10 protein-coding genes and 2 pseudogenes are annotated in these 16,523 nt (G+C 73.3%); 4 read left to right on the forward strand and 8 right to left on the reverse strand.

Going from position 1 to position 16,523, the window contains the following annotated elements:
* Positions 1–191: 191 nt before the first annotated feature.
* On the reverse strand, positions 192–494 hold the full coding sequence (locus G5C65_RS02390; RefSeq protein WP_165296893.1) for a helix-turn-helix transcriptional regulator: 303 nt from the start codon (positions 492–494) through the stop codon (positions 192–194).
* A 66-nt stretch (positions 495–560) separates the two neighbouring features.
* Here G5C65_RS02390 and map point away from each other — a divergent pair, with 66 nt between their 5' ends.
* Positions 561–1,334, forward strand: coding sequence for a type I methionyl aminopeptidase (map, locus tag G5C65_RS02395; RefSeq protein ID WP_165296894.1), 774 nt, complete (start codon positions 561–563; stop codon positions 1,332–1,334).
* Positions 1,335–1,367: 33 nt separating this feature from the next.
* Here the strand turns inward: map and G5C65_RS02400 are convergent, their stop codons facing one another.
* On the reverse strand, positions 1,368–2,630 hold the full coding sequence (locus G5C65_RS02400; protein ID WP_165296895.1) for an MFS transporter: 1,263 nt from the start codon (positions 2,628–2,630) through the stop codon (positions 1,368–1,370).
* A 148-nt stretch (positions 2,631–2,778) separates the two neighbouring features.
* Here G5C65_RS02400 and G5C65_RS02405 point away from each other — a divergent pair, with 148 nt between their 5' ends.
* Positions 2,779–3,714: a LysR family transcriptional regulator gene (locus tag G5C65_RS02405; RefSeq protein ID WP_165296896.1), complete on the forward strand. Its 936-nt coding sequence runs from the start codon at positions 2,779–2,781 to the stop codon at positions 3,712–3,714.
* A 22-nt stretch (positions 3,715–3,736) separates the two neighbouring features.
* Here G5C65_RS02405 and G5C65_RS02410 read toward each other — a convergent pair whose 3' ends face one another.
* Complete coding sequence (locus tag G5C65_RS02410; RefSeq protein ID WP_165296897.1) at positions 3,737–4,516, reverse strand: SDR family NAD(P)-dependent oxidoreductase; 780 nt, start codon at positions 4,514–4,516, stop codon at positions 3,737–3,739.
* Positions 4,517–4,714: 198 nt separating this feature from the next.
* On the opposite strand from G5C65_RS02410, the gene G5C65_RS02415 reads away from it, so the two are divergent.
* Positions 4,715–5,545, forward strand: a complete 831-nt coding sequence (locus G5C65_RS02415) for a helix-turn-helix domain-containing protein (protein ID WP_420903262.1) — start codon at positions 4,715–4,717, stop codon at positions 5,543–5,545.
* 30 nt (positions 5,546–5,575) lie between these two features.
* Here the strand turns inward: G5C65_RS02415 and G5C65_RS02420 are convergent, their stop codons facing one another.
* On the reverse strand, positions 5,576–6,181 hold the full coding sequence (locus tag G5C65_RS02420; protein WP_165296898.1) for an Rv1733c family protein: 606 nt from the start codon (positions 6,179–6,181) through the stop codon (positions 5,576–5,578).
* 419 nt (positions 6,182–6,600) lie between these two features.
* On the opposite strand from G5C65_RS02420, the gene G5C65_RS02425 reads away from it, so the two are divergent.
* Positions 6,601–7,806: a cytochrome P450 gene (locus G5C65_RS02425; protein WP_165296899.1), complete on the forward strand. Its 1,206-nt coding sequence runs from the start codon at positions 6,601–6,603 to the stop codon at positions 7,804–7,806.
* Positions 7,807–7,944: 138 nt separating this feature from the next.
* Here the strand turns inward: G5C65_RS02425 and G5C65_RS02430 are convergent, their stop codons facing one another.
* The 4 genes and pseudogenes from G5C65_RS02430 to G5C65_RS02440 form a co-directional block, all read right to left on the reverse strand.
* The gene (locus tag G5C65_RS02430; RefSeq protein WP_241265504.1) at positions 7,945–8,883 is read right to left on the reverse strand and encodes a hypothetical protein; all 939 of its coding nucleotides are present in this window, start codon (positions 8,881–8,883) and stop codon (positions 7,945–7,947) included.
* 231 nt (positions 8,884–9,114) lie between these two features.
* A pseudogene (locus G5C65_RS40645) lies at positions 9,115–9,309 on the reverse strand (helix-turn-helix transcriptional regulator); the annotation flags it as partial.
* A 140-nt stretch (positions 9,310–9,449) separates the two neighbouring features.
* Positions 9,450–10,646 carry an FAD-dependent oxidoreductase gene (locus G5C65_RS02435; protein ID WP_165296901.1) on the reverse strand — a complete coding sequence of 399 codons (1,197 nt, stop codon included), beginning with the start codon at positions 10,644–10,646 and terminating at the stop codon, positions 9,450–9,452.
* A 62-nt stretch (positions 10,647–10,708) separates the two neighbouring features.
* Positions 10,709–16,507: pseudogene (locus G5C65_RS02440) on the reverse strand (beta-ketoacyl synthase N-terminal-like domain-containing protein); the annotation flags it as partial.
* Between the last annotated feature and the right edge of the window lie 16 nt (positions 16,508–16,523).

Genomic DNA, 16,523 nt, shown 5'->3' on the forward strand with positions numbered 1-16,523 from the left:
GGCGGTGGCCGGGGCCGCGGCCAGCCAGGGTGCGGCGGCTGCCGAGGTGCCGAGCGTGAGCAGGGTCCGGCGGGTGGCGCGCGGCGCGGGGGTTGTCATGGGCCGGGAGGCTATCGGCGCCGGCCGCGCAACACCCTCCGGCTGTCCCCCCGTTCCGCACGGCGGGAATCCCCCCCCCGTGCCGCCGGGGGCTACGGGGTGAGCTGCTCGCGGGCGTGGCGGGCGGAGCCTGCCGGTCCTCCGGCGTGTTCGGGCCGGCTGATCTCGGCCCAGAGCATGTCGAGGGAGAGGCCGAGGACGTCGGCGATCGCCGCGATGGTCGGGAAGGCGGGGGTGGCCACCCGGCCCGACTCGATCTTCCTGAGGGTCTCCGGTGAGACCCGTGCGTCGAGCGCGACGTCGAGCATCGAGCGCTCTCCTCTGGCGCGGCGGAGGAGGGCGCCGAGGCGCTGTCCGCGTTCGACCTCTTCGGGAGTGAGCGGCAACCTGACCATGACTCCGATTCTAGTACCGGTATAGTATGGCCGGTATAGTTATTGGTTGCACGAGAAGGGCGCCCCGTGATCGAGATCCTGAACCCCACCCTGCTGGCCCGTGCACGGGACACCGGTGCCCTGGTCGGTGACATCCTGCAGACGCTGAAGAGCCGGAGCACCGTCGGCACGAACCTGCTGGACATCGACCGGTGGGCCCAGGCCATGATCGTCGAGGCGGGGGCGCAGTCCTGCTACGTCGACTACGCGCCGTCCTTCGGGCGCGGCCCGTTCGGCCACTACATCTGCACGGCCGTCAACGACGCCGTGCTCCACGGCCGGCCGTACGACTATGCGCTTGCCGACGGCGATCTGCTGACGCTGGACCTCGCCGTCTCCCGGGGCGGAGTCGCCGCGGACTCCGCCATCAGCTTCCTCGTGGGCGGCGCACAGCCCCCGGAGAGCGTCGCGATGATCACTACCACCGAGCGCGCGCTGGCCGCGGGGATCGCCGCCGCCGGGCCCGGGGCCCGCATCGGGGACATCTCCCATGCCATCGGCACGGTCCTCAGCGAGGCGGGGTATCCGATCAACACCCAGTTCGGAGGCCACGGCATCGGCTCGACGATGCACCAGGACCCGCACATCGCGAACACCGGACGGCCCGGCCGCGGATACCAGCTGCGTCCCGGTCTGCTGCTGGCGCTGGAGCCGTGGGTCATGGCGGACACCGCTGAGCTCCTCACCGACGCCGACGGGTGGACGCTCCGCAGTGCGACAGGCTGCCGGACAGCGCACAGCGAGCACACGATCGCCGTCACCGACGACGGAGCCGACATCCTCACCCTGCCGAGCGCCTGAACAGGGCGGCGGACCCGGCTGCGCCCCGGCCCGTCAGGTGCGGCCGGGCGGCACCGGATCCGGCTCGGGGAGCGCCACCGCGCGGCGCGGGAGCAGCAGCGGGGTCGCCAGCAGGAGCACGCCGGCCAGGCCGATGGCCGTACGGGGTCCGAGCAGGCTGCCCAGCACGCCCCAGAGGGCCGTCAGGAGGGCGGTCGCGGCCTTCGTCGTCACCGTCCAGGCGGTCAGGGTGCGGGTGACCCGGCCGGCTGCGGTGCGTTCGAGGCGGTAGGCGGCGTGTACGGGGTTGAAGACCCCGCAGCTGAAGATCAGCCCGAGCTCGACGCCCAGTACCAGCAGCAGCCCCGGGGTGCCCGGTCCCGGGAAGGCCAGGCCGAGGGGCCAGAGCGCGCGCAGCGTCCCGGCCGCGGTCAGGACCCGGTGCCGGCCGAACCGGGCGGCCAGCGGCCGGGCCAGCCGCGCGCCGAGCAGCCCGCCGACCGAGGGCGCGGCGAAGGCGAGGCCGTACTGCCACGGGGCGAATCCGAGGCGGCCGAGCATCAGGACGGCCAGCAGCGGCGAGGTGGCCATCAGCAGGCCGTTGAACAGGACCGTGTTGAAGAACAGCGCACGCAGCGGCGCGTCGGCGAGGATGTACCGCCAGCCGTCGAGGAGGTCCCCGGCCCGCGCCCGCGCGGCCGCCCGGCGTTCGGGCCGCGGCTCGTGCCCGCCCATCGCGCGGATGCCCAGGGCCGAGAGCAGGTGGCTGGCCGCGTCGGCCGCCACCGTCGCCACCGGGCCGAGGAGGCCGGTCGCCGCGCCGCCCAGCGGCGGTCCGATGACCGTGGTCGTCCAGGTGGTGGACTCGAACCGGGCGTTGGCGACGAGCAGGTCGCCGGCCGGCAGCAGCGTCTTCAGGTACGCGCCGGAGGCGGCGCGGAAGGTGATGTCGGCGGCCGTGACGACGGCCGAGACCAGCAGCAGCTGAAGAAGGGTGAGCCCGCCGAGAGCGAACGCTGCGGGGACCGTCAGCAGTGCCGCGCACCGCGCCAGGTCCGCCGCGATCAGCACCGGCCGCTTGCGGCGGAACTCCACCCACGGGCCGAGCGGCACCGCCGCGACCGCGCCCACCGCGGCTCCCACGGAGGCGAGCGCGGCGACCTCGGCCGGTCCGGCGCCCAGCACCCGGACGGCGATCAGCGGGAACGCGCCGAAGGCGAGCCCGGTGCCGAGCGCGCTGGTCCCGTACGCCCCCCACAGCCATGCGAACTGCCGTCCCAGCCGGCGGGTCCCGCCCCTGGTCCACACCCTCGCCACTCGCCCTCGCCCTCGTCTCTCGTCCCTCGTGCGTACAACCGATTCGCGATCGCAGGTATGAAAGCGAGCACTGGACCTGGAGAGCAAACAACCGCAGGGCCGTCCGGCCACAACCAGTGGTTGTGGCCGGGGGCCGTAGGGTGCCGGTATGGACCTCGACACCGTCCGGACCTTCGTCGCCGCCGCCGACGCGAGGCAGTTCCAGGAGGCGGCCGCCGAGCTGGCGGTCACCCAGCAGGCCGTCTCCAAGCGCATCGCCGCGCTGGAGCGCAACCTCGGCGTGCGGCTGTTCACCCGCACCGCGCGCGGCGCCGAGCTGACCATCGACGGGCAGGCGTTCCTGCCGCACGCGCGCGAACTGCTGTCCGCCGCCGAGCGCGCTGCCGCGTCCGTGCGCACCGGCCGCCGCCCGCTGCGCGTCGACGTGATCGCCTCGCGCGTCGCGGCGACGGGCCTGATGCGCGGATTCCACCGCGCCCACCCCGAGATCGAACTCGATGTGCTGATGCTGTTCGACATCGAGACGGCCGTGGCCGCCATCCGCTCCGGTTCGATCGACGCGTCCTTCCGCGCCGTCGTCGCACCCGGGCGGCCCCTCCCCGAGGACATCGCAGCGGTCCGGGTGCTCGACGAGCCGCTCCAGCTCCTCACCGGCCCCGCACACGCCCTGGCGGGCGCCCGGTCCGTGCCCCTCGCCCGGCTCGCCGGGCACCGGATCTGGATGCCCGGCATCGTCCCCGGAACCGAGTGGGCCGCCTACTACGACGACCTGGTCGCCGAGTTCGGCCTCTCCATCGAGGCGACCGGCCCCAACTTCGGCTCCGACGCGCTGCTGGACACCATCGCGGACACCCCGGCCCTGGCCACCTTCATGGGCGAGCGCACCCGCCTGGTCTGGCCGGCCGGCCACGACCTGCGCCGCATCCCCGTGACCGACCCGGCGCCCGTCTACCCGCACTCCCTGCTGTGGCACCGCGACAACCCGCACCCCGCGCTGGCCGCCCTCCGCGCCCATCTCGCCGCTGCGGCGGCCGGCCGGGACACCGCCGGGACCTGGGTGCCGGGCTGGGCGATTCCGCGCTGAGCGCCGCCGCGCCCGGGTCGTGTCACTGCGCGGTCCAGCCGCCGTCGACGGCCACGAGGGCGCCGGTGATGAAGGAGGCCGCATCGGAGGCGAGGAAGGCCACGGCTTCCGCGACCTCGTCCGGGCGTCCGATCCGTCCGATGGGATGGGCGGGGCCGAACGAGGCGAGCATCTCGCGGCCGTTGTCGACGACGCCGTCCATGATGTCGGTGTCGATGACGCCGGGGAGCACGGCGTTGGAGCGGATGCCGTGGGGGCCGCCCTCGATCGCCAGCACGCGGGTGATCTGGGCCAGGGCCCCCTTGGAGGCGGCGTAGGCCGTCTGGGTGGCGAAGGCGACGAGCGACGAGACGGAGGCGATCGAGACGATCGCGCCGCCGCCACCGGCCTCCATGGCGCGGAACGCCTCGCGGGCCTGGACGAAGTTGCCGCGGGCGTTGACGCGCAGGATCTCGTCGAACTCCTCCACGGTGGTGGCGGTGACCGGCTTGTTCAGCGTCCGGCCGGCGTTGTTGACCAGGATGTCCAGCCGGCCGTAGCGGTCCGCCGCGAGCGCCGCGGTCTCCCGCGCGAGCTCCTCGTCGGCGGCGTCGCCGACGAGCGCGGCGATGGCGTCGGGGTCCTGCGCGGCGAGTTCCTCGACGGCCCCGAACCGGTCGGTGACGACCAGGCGGGCGCCGCGGGCGCGCAGGAGCACGGCGGTGGCGTGGCCGATGCCGCGGGCGGCTCCGGTCACGACGGCGACCCGTCCGGTGAGGTCCCACCCCGCGGGGGCCGCGGGGCGGTGCTGTGATGCGGTCAAGGTGTCTCCGTTTCGGTTCCTGTGCGGCCCGGTGCGGGCGGGCGGAGGGGCCCGGCGCGGACGGTGTCGTCAGCGGCCGCGGCATCGAGACTGACCCCGCAGGGGCGGCCGCGGGAGGGGCGGCCTCCTCCTGGGTTGCAGCCTCCTGGGTGCAGCGCACCCAGGAAGAGCGGCCGGCCCGCGGCTACCCTGGCCGGCATGACGCGTTCCGAGTTCAGCGGGTACCTCGCCGCCCGGCGCGGCGCGGTCACCCCGGCCGAGGTGAACCTCCCCGCCACGGGGCTCCGCCGGGTACCCGGGCTGCGGCGCGAGGAGGTGGCGCTGCTCGCCGGGGTCAGCGCCGACTACTACGTGCGCCTCGAACAGGGCCGGGAGCGCCATCCGTCAGCGCAGGTGCTCGACGCGCTGGCCGCGGCGCTGCGGCTGGACGAGGACGGCCGTGTGCACCTGTTCCGGCTCGCCGGTGTCGGCCCGCGCGCCCGCGCCGCCGCGGTGCCCGTCCGCGTCGAGCCGAGCCTGCTGGCGCTGATGGACGCGTGGCCGCACAACCCGGCGATCGTCTACAACCGCGCCTATGACGTCCTGGCGTCCAACGCCATCGCCGACGCGCTCTTCCACGGCTGGACGCACTCGCACAACCTCTTGCACATCGTGTTCACCGATCCGGCGGCCCGCGCGTTCTACCGTGACTGGCAGGACGTCGCACGCAATTCCGTGGCCGGCTTCCGGCTCGGCCACGGCGCGGACCCGGACGACCCGAGGGTGCGCGAGGTGCTGTCCGAACTGCTGGAGTCCAGCGCCGAGTTCGCCGGCCTGTGGTCCCGCCACGACGCCCGCGGCAAGGCGCTGGAGCGCAAGCGCTTCGAGCACCCCGCGGTGGGGCCGCTGACCCTCACCATGCAGACCTTCGACGTCCGCACGGCGCCCGGCCAGGAACTGGTCGTCTACCACGCCGAGCCGGCCTCGCCCAGCAGCGAGGCCCTCGCGCTCCTCGGGTCGCTGGCGGCAACGCCGCGCCCCGGAGCCTGAGGCCGCCCGCCGGTCCGGTCCGGCCGGCTGTCACCGGGAGAAGCGCGCGGACCACACGGGCTCCACCAGGTCCCACTCGGCGTCCCACTGCGCATACCGCCACCGGTCCATCGCGTGCCGGGTGGCGGCCCGTGCCGCGGCGTAGCCGGCGGTCCCGGCGACCGCCGTCAGGCCGCCCATGGCCCAGCCGGCGGCCTTCGCGTCGAGTGCGGTCATGGGCGGGCGTACGACGTTGCCGTCGCGGTCCACCCAGATCCGTATGGAGGTTCCCACCCGGGTACCCGGCTCCACGGGAGCGCTGCCCTCGTGCTCGACGCCCGTGCGCTCCGTCCAGCGGACCCGCGCCTGGTCCGTGCCGCCCGGCGTGCTGTCCCGGCGAACCGAGGTCAGCTCGGCGGTGACCTGGTGCCGCTCCGCCGTCTGGGCCCGCATGGTGCGCATCGAGGAGTCGTACGCCGCCAGGCCCACGCCGACCGCGGACCACGGCAGCCCGATGACGAGGACGAGCAGCAGGAGGCAGTTCAGCCGGGACTCGGCCCGGTCGCACGGCCGCCGCAGCGGGTTCTCCCGCGCCGGGAAGCGCCCCGGGCGCGGCGGAGGAGGGTCGGAAGCGGGCTGCGGATCACCTGCGCTCATGAGTCGGCCTCCAGCCCATCGCCGGACGGTTCCTTCCCTTCCAGCGTGGGACGGCACCGGGCCCCGTCCACAGGGCCGAAAGTCCCCCACCGGGCGATGTCCGGCACGCCGGGCCCCCGCCCGGTCGCAGCCCCCTGGTCACGGAGGGTCGCCGACGGGTGCAGGAGGGCGGCTCCGGTGCGGTCGCCCGGGGGATTCCCGGCCTTTCGGCTCGCGCACCGAATCCGCCTCCCGCGGCGCGTCCGAGGATCAGACAAACGTCATGCCAACGTCGGACACACCGTCGTCAACCGCCACTAAGCTCGAATTCGCAGGGTTCCCACTCGGGTTGGCCGGGGAAGCGGCCGAGGCTTTTGGCCCGCTGCTCCCTGTGGCCGGTGTACAGGACATGTCCATTCGATACTGATGGGGCAATGCCGATGAACAACCGAGAGCCGCAGTTCGACTACCCGTTCCCCCCTTACGACCGGCTGGAGAAGGACAGAGAGACCACCGGGATGGCGGAGGGGGAGCCGCTGGCGCGGGTGCACCTGCCGTACGGCGGTGACGCATGGCTCGCCCGGCGGCACGCGGATGTGCGTGCGGTGATGACCGACTCGCGGTTCAGCAGGGCTGCCGCGATCAACGCGGATGTGCCGCGTGCGGTGGAGCGGCTCAACACCAACCTCAGCCTCCCGATGATGGACCCGCCGGAGCACACCAGGCAGCGGCGCCTGGTGATGAAGGCGTTCACCGCCAAGCGGATCGAGGCGCTGCGCCCGTGGATCGAGGGGCTCGCCGACGATCTGCTGGTCAAGATCGCCGAAACCGGCCCGCCCGCGGACCTCGTGGACGACTTCGCCTGGCCGCTGCCGATCCAGGTGATCAGCGAGCTGCTCGGGGTGTCGTATGAGGACCGGGACGAGTTCCGTGAGTGGACCGACGCGGCGATCTCCGTCACGGCGCACTCGACCGAGGAGGCCGAGGGGGGTATGCGCAACCTCCTCGCCTATATGTCCGAGCTGGCCGCGAAGCGGCGGCAGGATCCGGGACAGGACCTGCTGACCTCGCTGGTGCAGATCGGTGACGAGGAGGGCGGGCTGCGCGAGGACGAGATCGCCATGTACGGCGTCGTCCTGCTGATCGGCGGCTATGAGACGACGGCGAACCAGCTCGGGAACATCGTCTACACCCTGCTCAAGCACCCGGAGCAGCATGCGCAGCTGGTGGCGGACCCCGGGCTGGTGGACTCCGCCGTCGAGGAGCTGCTGCGCTACATCCCGATCAACGCCGCCGTCGGTATGCCGCAGATCGCGACCGAGGACGTGGAGATGGCCGGGGTCGTGGTGAAGGCGGGGGACACCGTGTTCATCGACCACGCGGCCGCCAACCGCGATCCGCAAGCCTTCGAGAACCCCGACGAGCTGGACTTCCGCAGGTCCCCGAACCCCCAGCTCACCCTGGGGCACGGTCCGCACCGCTGCCTCGGTGCGCAGCTCGGCCGGCTGGAGCTGACGATCGCGCTCAACAAGACGCTCCAGCACCTGCCCGACCTCGCCCTGGCCGCGCCGGAGGAGGAACTGACCTGGAAGCGCGGCCGCCAGTTCCGCAGCCTGGAGCATCTGCCGGTGACGTGGTCGCAGTGAGGTGACCCGGGGTCCGGCACGGTCGCCGGACCTGGCCCGGTCCGCCCTCGGGCCCCGCCGGAGTTTCCGGCGGGGCCCGAGGGCGGGCCCGGCGACGCGGCGTCAGCGGCCCGCGCGGGGCCCACGGTGGTCAGGGCGTCAGGGGGTCAGGGCTTCGCGCAGTGACTGGCGGTGGCGCCGGCGGGTGTTGTCCGTCCTCCGCAGCAGGTCCGACTCCCGTACCAGCGTCTCCGCGAGTGCGCGCATCAGGCCCCGGAGGCGGTACCGGCCGGGTGCGAGTTGCAGCACGACGTGCTCGTCCACCATGACTTCCAGCAGCGCTTCGGCCCATTCCGGGCTGATGTCGGCGACCCTCGCCACGGTCTGGGTGTCGAACTCGACGAACGGCTGGATTCCGAGCGTCCGGAACAGCCTCCGGTGGTCGGCGCCCAGGCGCCGGTAGGACACGCTCAGCGCGGTGGCGACGCCCTGCCCGTCGTCCCACGTCAGCTCTGCCAGTCGGCAGTTGCTCCGCCTGAGCTGTTTGGCCAGGTGCTCCACGGTCCAGTGCGGGCGGTGCGCGAGCCGCGCCGCCGCGATCCGGACCGCGAGGGGAAGGCGGTCGCACAGCTCGGTGATCTCGACCAGGCTGCCGATGCGGGGGCCCGGAACGCCGCCCGTGATGCGGTTGAAGAGGTCGATGGCGTCGGAGAGCGGGAGCACGTCCAGCGACAGCGGGGTCGCGCCGTCCAGCGCGGAGAGCCTGCGCCGGGAGGTGACGATGGTCAGGTTCCCCGCGGTGCCCGGCAGCAGCGGGCGGACCTGCTCGGCGTCGGCGGCGTCGTCCAGCACGAGGAGCATCCGCTTGCCCGCCACCGCCCCGCGCCACGCCGCCGCCTTGCCGTCCACCGTGGCCGGTATCCGCTCCGGGGGGAACCCGATCATACGGAAGAGCGCGTTGAGCGCTTCCTCACTGCTCCGCGGGCGAGCGTCCGGGCGGAATCCCCGCAAGTCGTAGAAGAGCAGTCCGTCGGGGAAGTCCGCCGCGAGGGCGTGGCCGGCGTGCAGGGCGAGTGCGGTTTTCCCGACGCCGGCCATCCCGTGGATCGTGGAAATAAGAACCGACCCGCTGGAAGAGCCGGACGCCAGCCGGAAGAGATGTCTCAGTTCACTCTCGCGGCCCACGAAATCCGGCACGCCGTAGGGGAGACAATGAAGTGGACCGGGGCCGGTGTTCCGTGCCTTCGGCGTTACCGGGCCGGCGGGAGCGTGATAAAATTCCTCTCCCGGGCGGCAATTCCCCCGGCTTGCGACCAGCAATGCACCGCGCTCGTCGGCCTGTAAAGACATGGCGTCGGCCAGCAGCCGGGCGGACGCCACTCTCGGAGTATTACGTTTTCCGGTTTCCAGCATGCTGACCGTGCGTGCCGAAACCCCCGACAGCTGCGCCAGCTCAGCTTGTGTCAGCCCAGCTCGCAGCCGGAACTCTCGGAGCAGATCACCGAACCGGAACACCAGCGTCACGAGTCCCCCCCTCCCAGCCGATGACTACAGCCACTGCCGAGCAGAGTGATCGTCGAAAATATCCGTACCGACATCATTCAGGGCAGTGCGGCGGAATGTCAACAGTCATCAACAGTCACCGAGAGCGATCACCCGGTTACTCATCTGCCGCGCCCCTGGAGTGCGGGCTCTTCCCACGCCACCTGATATCCGTAGATCCAGTCCATTGAGCTGATGCTGGGAGCCAGCCGCAGCAATGGCGGCATGGCCACTTCCCGCAGCCACATTCCCGCCGCGCTGTTCACCTTGGGCGGGCGAGCGTAGAGCCTCCCCCACCGGGTGACCCTCCGGACGCGCTGCTGCCGCTGCTCCTCGTAGGCCGCGAACGCCCGGGGCGGATCCTTGATGTCACGCAGGCACTTGGCCACCACCACGGCGTCCTCCATCGCCAGCGAGGCGCCGACGCCGATCCTGGGCGGCGCGGTCCTCGCGGCGTCGCCGATCAGCGCGACCCGGCCGCTGTGCCAGGACGGCGTGCCGCGCACGTCGAACACCGGATACACATCCACAGGACCGTGGCTGCGGTCGAGCACCTCCCGTATCGGCGACATATCGCGCCGGAAGAGTTTCCGCAGCCATTTCTTCCACTCCTCATCCGTGAGGACGGATTCCTCACCCGGGTGCGGAGGCCGCGGCCACGGGGCGAAAGTCATCCAGTGCGCGCTGTGGTCGTCCTCGACGTGGTAGCTGAAGAACGCCTCCCATCCGAAAAGGCACACCGTGGCGAGCGGGGTCGGTTTCAGCCTCGGCGTATACGCGCGCCCACCCAGCCCCAGCATTCCGGTGTAGACGGCATCGGGAGCGTTGCGGAACATCGTCCGGCGCGTCTTCGAATGCACACCGTCCGCGCCGATGAGCACATCGCCCACAGCCCGGGTTCCGTCATCGAAGGCGGCCGTCACCCGGCGGCCGTCGTCCGTGTAGGAATCCAGGGTCTTCCCGTGCACAAACCGCACGCCGCGTTCCACAGCGGCATCGTAGAGCTGGCGCCGGTACTCCAGCCTGCCGACGAGAATTCCCGGTGTGGCCGAGCGGTCGGCCGGGCCGTTGTAGAGCTCGCCCAGCAGGTGCCCGGAGCCGCTGTATGCCAGGAGCCAGGGAATAGGAATGCCGGACACATCGGCTCCGATTGCGCGCAGCGCATTGATGCCGTTGGTGCCCAGACTGATGAGATGGCCCTCTCCGGTGTCCGGGTGGGGATCCCGCTCGTAGACGGTGCAGTCGATCCCGGCCAGGCGCAGCGCCATGGCCATGGTGATACCGCCGGGTCCTGCGCCGATGACGATCGCTTCGCTCATCGTTCCTCCCCCATCCCGCCGAGCAGGGACATCAGACACTCGTAGACCGCGTTGGCAGTGGATTCCACGTGTTTCTCCATCATCGAGAAGTGATCTCCCTGCGCCGTGATGTCCCGGTGCGGGAGTTCCCATACGGCGCGCCACTCGTCGGACGGGTCGGCCACGCCTCCCGGCACGCACTCCTCCGGGCGGACGAACAGGGTCGGCACGTCCAGGTTCCCGGGCTCCCAGCCGTCGAACAGGCGGATGTATCCGCCCATCGCGGTGAGCTGGGTGCCGGTGAGCAGGCCGTCGGTGGCGCTGTCCGGGGTCAGGTACAGGCCCCGGACCATGGCGTTGAGCAGCGCTCCGCCGATGGGGTTGCCGGGGACGTAGGTGTCGATCAGCACCAGGGCCAGCGGGACCGGTCCGGTCCTGGCCAGTTCGCGGGCGACGGCATGGGCGACCCAGCCGCCGGCGGAGTAGCCGACGACCACGAACGGGCCGTCGCCGGCGGCGTTCCGCACGGCCTGGGCCTGGGCGCGGACCGCCGCCTCGCGGGTCGCCGGGAGGGGTTCCGGCTCCGCGTATCCGGGGTGGGGCTGGACTCGGACGTCCATCCGGCCGCGCAGCGCCGCGGCGAACCGCGCGTACTGGTAGGAGCCGGCCGGGGCGATGACCGAGGGCAGGCAGACGGCGCGCAGCCCGTCGGCGGGCGGTCCGAGGCGCTCCGCCCCGGGGAGCGGGCCGATTTCGCCGAGGTCGTCGAGGTCGCCGAACGCGGGGCGGTAGCGGGACGCCTCCCGGAGCACGGCCAGCATTCCGTTGATCTCGCCGGTCTCGCACGCGTTCTGGAACAGTGAGAGCAGGGTGTCGGCCGGTGCGGCGGTGTGGGCGGCCGGGCGGATCCGCGCGAGGATCGCGTCGGCCAGGGCCTCGCGGGTGCGGTGCTGGAAGATCGCGCCGGCCGGGAGCCGCAGCCCGGTCGCGTCGTTGATCCGGTTCCGGAACTCGATCGCGGTCAGCGAGTCGAAGCCGAGTTCGAGGAAGTCCTTGTCCGCGGGGAGTTCCGCGCTCCGGTCGTAGCCGAGGACCGCGGCGGCCGTCGCCGCCACCAGTTCGCCGGCCAGCCGGCCGCGGTCGGACTCGGGTGCGGCTCCGAGGCGTTCCCGCCACTGCTGGTCCGGCGCCGCCGCGCGTTCGCTCCGCCGGCCGCCCAGGATGTCTTCGAACAGCGGCGGTGCCGGCAGGCCGCGCATCGCGGCGGTGTTCAGCCGGATGGGCACCAGCAGCGGCTCGTCGAGGGCCAGCGACCAGTCGAGGAGCGCCAGCCCCTCGGATACCGAGAGCGCGTCGACGCCGGTTCTGCCGATCTGGGCGCGCCCTTCCGCCGTGACGTGCTCGTTCATCCCGGTGGGGGGCTCCCACAGGCCCCACGCCAGCGACTGTGCGGGCAGGCCCGTCTCCCTGCGGTGCGCCGCGAGGGCGTCGAGGGCGGTGTTCGCTGCGGCGTAGTTCGCCTGCCCCGGCCCGCCCAGGACCCCGGCGGCCGAGGAGAACAGCACGAAAGCGGACAGCGGCACCTCCCGGGTCAGTTCGTGCAGGATCCACGCCGCGTCGGCCTTCGGCCGGAGCGCCGTGGTGAGGTCCTCGGGGGTGAGGGACTCCACCACGGTGTCCGCGAGCGCCCCCGCCAGATGGAAGACCGCGGTCAGCGGGTGGTCGTCCGGGATTCCGGCGAGTGTCCTGCGTACCTCGTCGCGGTCGGAGACGTCGCAGGCCGCCACGGACACGTCGGCCTCGATGTCCGCCACGTCCGCCCGCCCGCCGCGCCCGACCAGCAGCAGATGGCGCACTCCGTGCCGGGCCACCAGGTGCCGGGCGACGAGACCGCCGAGGACGCCGGTCCCTCCGGTGATCAGGACCGTGCCGTCGGGGTCGAAGCCCGGCTGCCGCTGCCCGGCCTCAAGGACCCGGGCCAGCCGGCGGACATGCGGCACCCCGCCCCGGATGGCCACCTCCGGCTCCCCCACGGACACGGCGGAGGGCAGGAGGTCCTCGTCCTGCTCCGCGCAGTCGACGAGCTGGAACCGTCCCGGGTGCTCGGACTGCGCGGCGCGCAGCAGGCCCCGGACGCCGGCGGTCTCCTCGCTCGTCAGCACCACCAGTTCGGTGGTGTCGTCGGACGTCAGGTGTGCCTGTACGAGGCGGAGCGCCTCGGAGACCGATCCGGGGCGCACCGGGGCGACCGGCGTGTGCGCCGCCGTGCCCGTGACCGGTTTCCACAGCACGCGGTAGAGCGCGTCCCGGGTGTGCGCGCGGGGGCTCAGGCTGTCGGGCGCGGGCGGCCTGGTCACCAGCGATCCCACGGTCACGGCGGGCTGTCCGGTGTGGTCGGCGACGAGGACGGAAGCGGTGTCGGCCCCGGCCCCGCGGATCCGTACCCGTGCGCGGTGGCCGGCCGGGCGGTGTACGGCGACGTCGCTCCAGGTGAACGGCAGCTGGACGTCGGTGCGGTCCACGGCCAGCGCGTGCAGCGCGGCGTCGAGCAGCGCGGGGTGCGACGCGAACCCGTCGACGGGGTCCTCGTCCGGCAGCGCGACCTCCGCGAGGATGTCGTCGCCGTGCCGCCAGGCCGACCGCAGTCCGCGGAAGGCCGGTCCGTAGTGGACTCCCGCGCCGGACATCCGCTCGTACATGCCGGTGATGTCGATCGGCCGGGCCCCTGCGGGGGGCCAGGCCGCGAGGCTGTCGCCGTCCTCCTGCGCCTCGTCGGCGAGGAGGCCCTCCGCGTGCAGGGTCCACGCGTCGCTGCCGGCCGCGCGGGACGAGATCGTCACCGGGCGGGCGCCGGAGTCGTCGGCGGAGCCGACGCGGACGCTGACGGCTGTCGCGCCGGATTCGGGGAGCACCATCGGGACGGGGATGGTCAGCTCGGCGAGCCTGCCGGTGCCCGCTCGCCGCCCCGCCGCCACGGCCATCTCGACCAGCGCCGTACCGGGCACGACGGTGTGGCCGGCCACCATGTGGTCGGCCAGCCACCCGGTGGGGCCGAGGCTTCCGGTGAGCAGGCAGCCGTCGGGGCCGAGATCGACGGCGGCGGGCAGCAGGGGGTGCCCCGAGCTGTCGAGTCCGGCCCCGGGGTGGTGCTCCGGCGCGCCGGTGTCCGCGAGCCAGTAGGCGGTGCGCTGGAACGGGTAGGTGGGAAGGCCGACGTGGCGGGCGCCGGGGAAGGGCCAGGTGACGGGGGCTCCGCAGGCCCACGCGCGGCCCAGCGACAGCCGCAGCCGCCGCAGTCCGCCCTCGTCGCGGCGCAGGGTGGGGACGACGGAAGCGTCCGCGCCGCGGTCCTCGGCGCACTCCTGGATGCCGGCGGTGAGGACCGGGTGCGGACTGACCTCGATGAACACGCCGATGCCGGCGTCGAGCATCGCGCCCACGGTGTCGTGCAGCAGGATCGGGCGGCGCAGGTTGGCGAACCAGTAGTGCGCGTCCAGCTCGCGGCCGTCGACCTCGGCGGCCCGCACCGACGAGTAGAGCGCCACGTCCGTGGCCGCCGGGCGGAGCGGGCCGAGTCCGGCGAGCAGGTCGTCGTGCAGCTGGTCCATCTGCGAGCAGTGCGACGACACGTTGCTCACGACGACCTGGGAGCGCACCCCGCCGGCCGTGCAGGCGTCGACGAATGCACGGACGCCGTCGGTGTCCCCCGACACCAGGACCGAACGCGGGCCGTTCACCCCCGCGATCGAGACTCCGGGGTGGTCCCGCAGCCGGTCCTCCGCCTCCTCCTTCGACAGCGCGGCCGAGGCGGTGCTGCCGTGCCCCGCGATCCGCTCGGCCAGCAGCCGGCTGCGCACCACGACGACCCTGGCGCCCTCCTCCAGGGTGAGGGCTCCGGCGACGCTGGCGGCCGCCACCTCTCCCTGGCTGGTGCCGACCACGGCGGAGGGCGAGACACCGCGGGACTCCCACACGGCGGCCAGGGACACCATGACGGCCCACCGGGTCGGCTGCAGCATGTCGATGCGTTCCAGCAGTGCCGGATCGTGCAGCGCGTCGGTCAGCTTCCAGTTCACCAGCGGCTCGACGGCGCCTGCGCACTCCGCCATGCGCCGGGCGAACACCGGGGACTGGTCGATCAGTTCGGTGGCCATGCCCAGCCATTCGGAGCCCTGGCCGGGGAAGACGAAGCAGACCGGGCCGCCGCGCGCGGTGCCGGTCACGGCGTGGTCGGCGTGGTCGGCGAGGTCGCCCGAGGCGATCGCCCGGAGCCCGGAGCGGAACTCCTCCGGGTTCCGTCCGACCACCACCGCGCGGTGCTTGAACAGGGCGCGGCCGGACGCCAGCGAGTGCCCGATGTCCGCGGCGGGGTGGGTGCCGGCCACGGGGAGCAGCCGGGCGGCCTGCTCGCGCAGTGCGGGCTGGGACTTCGCGGACAGCACCCACGGGACGGGGTCGTCTTCCGGGACGGCCTGCTCGGGCGCGGCCCCGTCGGTTGCGGCCCCGTCGGGTGCGGGGGTGCGGGCGGCGGTCTCCGGTGCCGCGCGGTGCTCCAGGATGACGTGCGCGTTGGTCCCGCTGACGCCGAACGACGACACGGCGGCCCGGCGCGCACGCCCGGTGTCCGGCCACGCCCGCTGCTCCGTGAGCAGTTCGACCCTCCCCGCGGTCCAGTCCACCTGGGTGGTCGGCTGTCGCACGTGCAGCGTTCTGGGCAGGACGCCGTGCCGCATCGACATCACGGTCTTGATCAGCCCGGCGGCGCCGGCGGCGGCCTGGGTGTGGCCGATGTTGGACTTGAGCGAGCCCAGCCACAGCGGTTCGTCCCGGTCCCGGCCGTAGGTCGCCAGCAGCGCCTGTGCCTCGATCGGATCGCCCAGCGCCGTCCCGGTGCCGTGCGCCTCCACCAGGTCCACGTCGGTCGGCTCCAGCCGCGCGTTCTCCAGCGCCTGCCGGATCACGGACTCCTGCGACGGCCCGTTGGGCGCGGTCAGCCCGTTGCTGGCGCCGTCCTGGTTGACCGCGCTGCCCCTGATCACGGCGAGCACCGGGTGGCCGTTGCGCTCGGCGTCGGAGAGCCGCTCCAGCAGCAGCATCGCCGCTCCCTCGGCCAGGCTGGTGCCGTCCGCCGAGTCCGCGAACGCCTTGCACCGGCCGTCGCGCGCCAGTCCGCGCTGCCGGCTGTACTCGATCAGCGGGCCGGGGGCCGCCATCAGGGCCACTCCCCCGGCGAGCGCCATGGTGCAGTCGCCCTGCCGGAGCGCCTGGCTCGCCAGGTGCAGGGCCACCAGCGACGAGGAGCACGCGGTGTCCACCGAGACGGCGGGCCCGCGCAGTCCGAAGGCGTAGGCGACGCGGCCGGAGGCCACGCTCCCGGCGCTGGCGGTCCCGATGTGGCCCTCGGCCTCCGGCGGTACCGCCCGCAGCCGCGAGGCGTAGTCGTTGTACATCACGCCGGCGAAGACCCCGGTCCGGCTGCCGCGCACCGCCGGGGGCGCGATCCCGGCCCGTTCGAACGCCTCCCAGGTGAGCTCCAGCAGCAGGCGCTGCTGCGGGTCGATCGCCAGCGCCTCCCGCGGTGACACGTCGAAGAACGCCGCGTCGAAGTCGGCGGCGTCGTACAGGAAGCCGCCCTCCCGCACATAGGTCTTGCCGGGCGCGTCCGGATCGGGGTCGAACAGGTCTCCCCACTGCCGGTCGCCGGGAAGCGCGGCGACCGCGTCCCGGCCGGCGGCGACCAGGTCGAAGAGCTGCTCCGGGGTGGACACGCCGCCCGGCAGCCGGCACGCCATGCCGGTGATGGCGATGGGCTCCCGCGCGCCGGCCTCCAGTTCGCGGATGCGTTCGTTCGCCTCGTGGAGGTCGACCGACGCCCGCTTCAGATAGCCGAGAAGCTTC

This window comes from Streptomyces boncukensis, assembly GCF_011045075.1.
Lineage (GTDB): Bacteria > Actinomycetota > Actinomycetes > Streptomycetales > Streptomycetaceae > Streptomyces > Streptomyces boncukensis.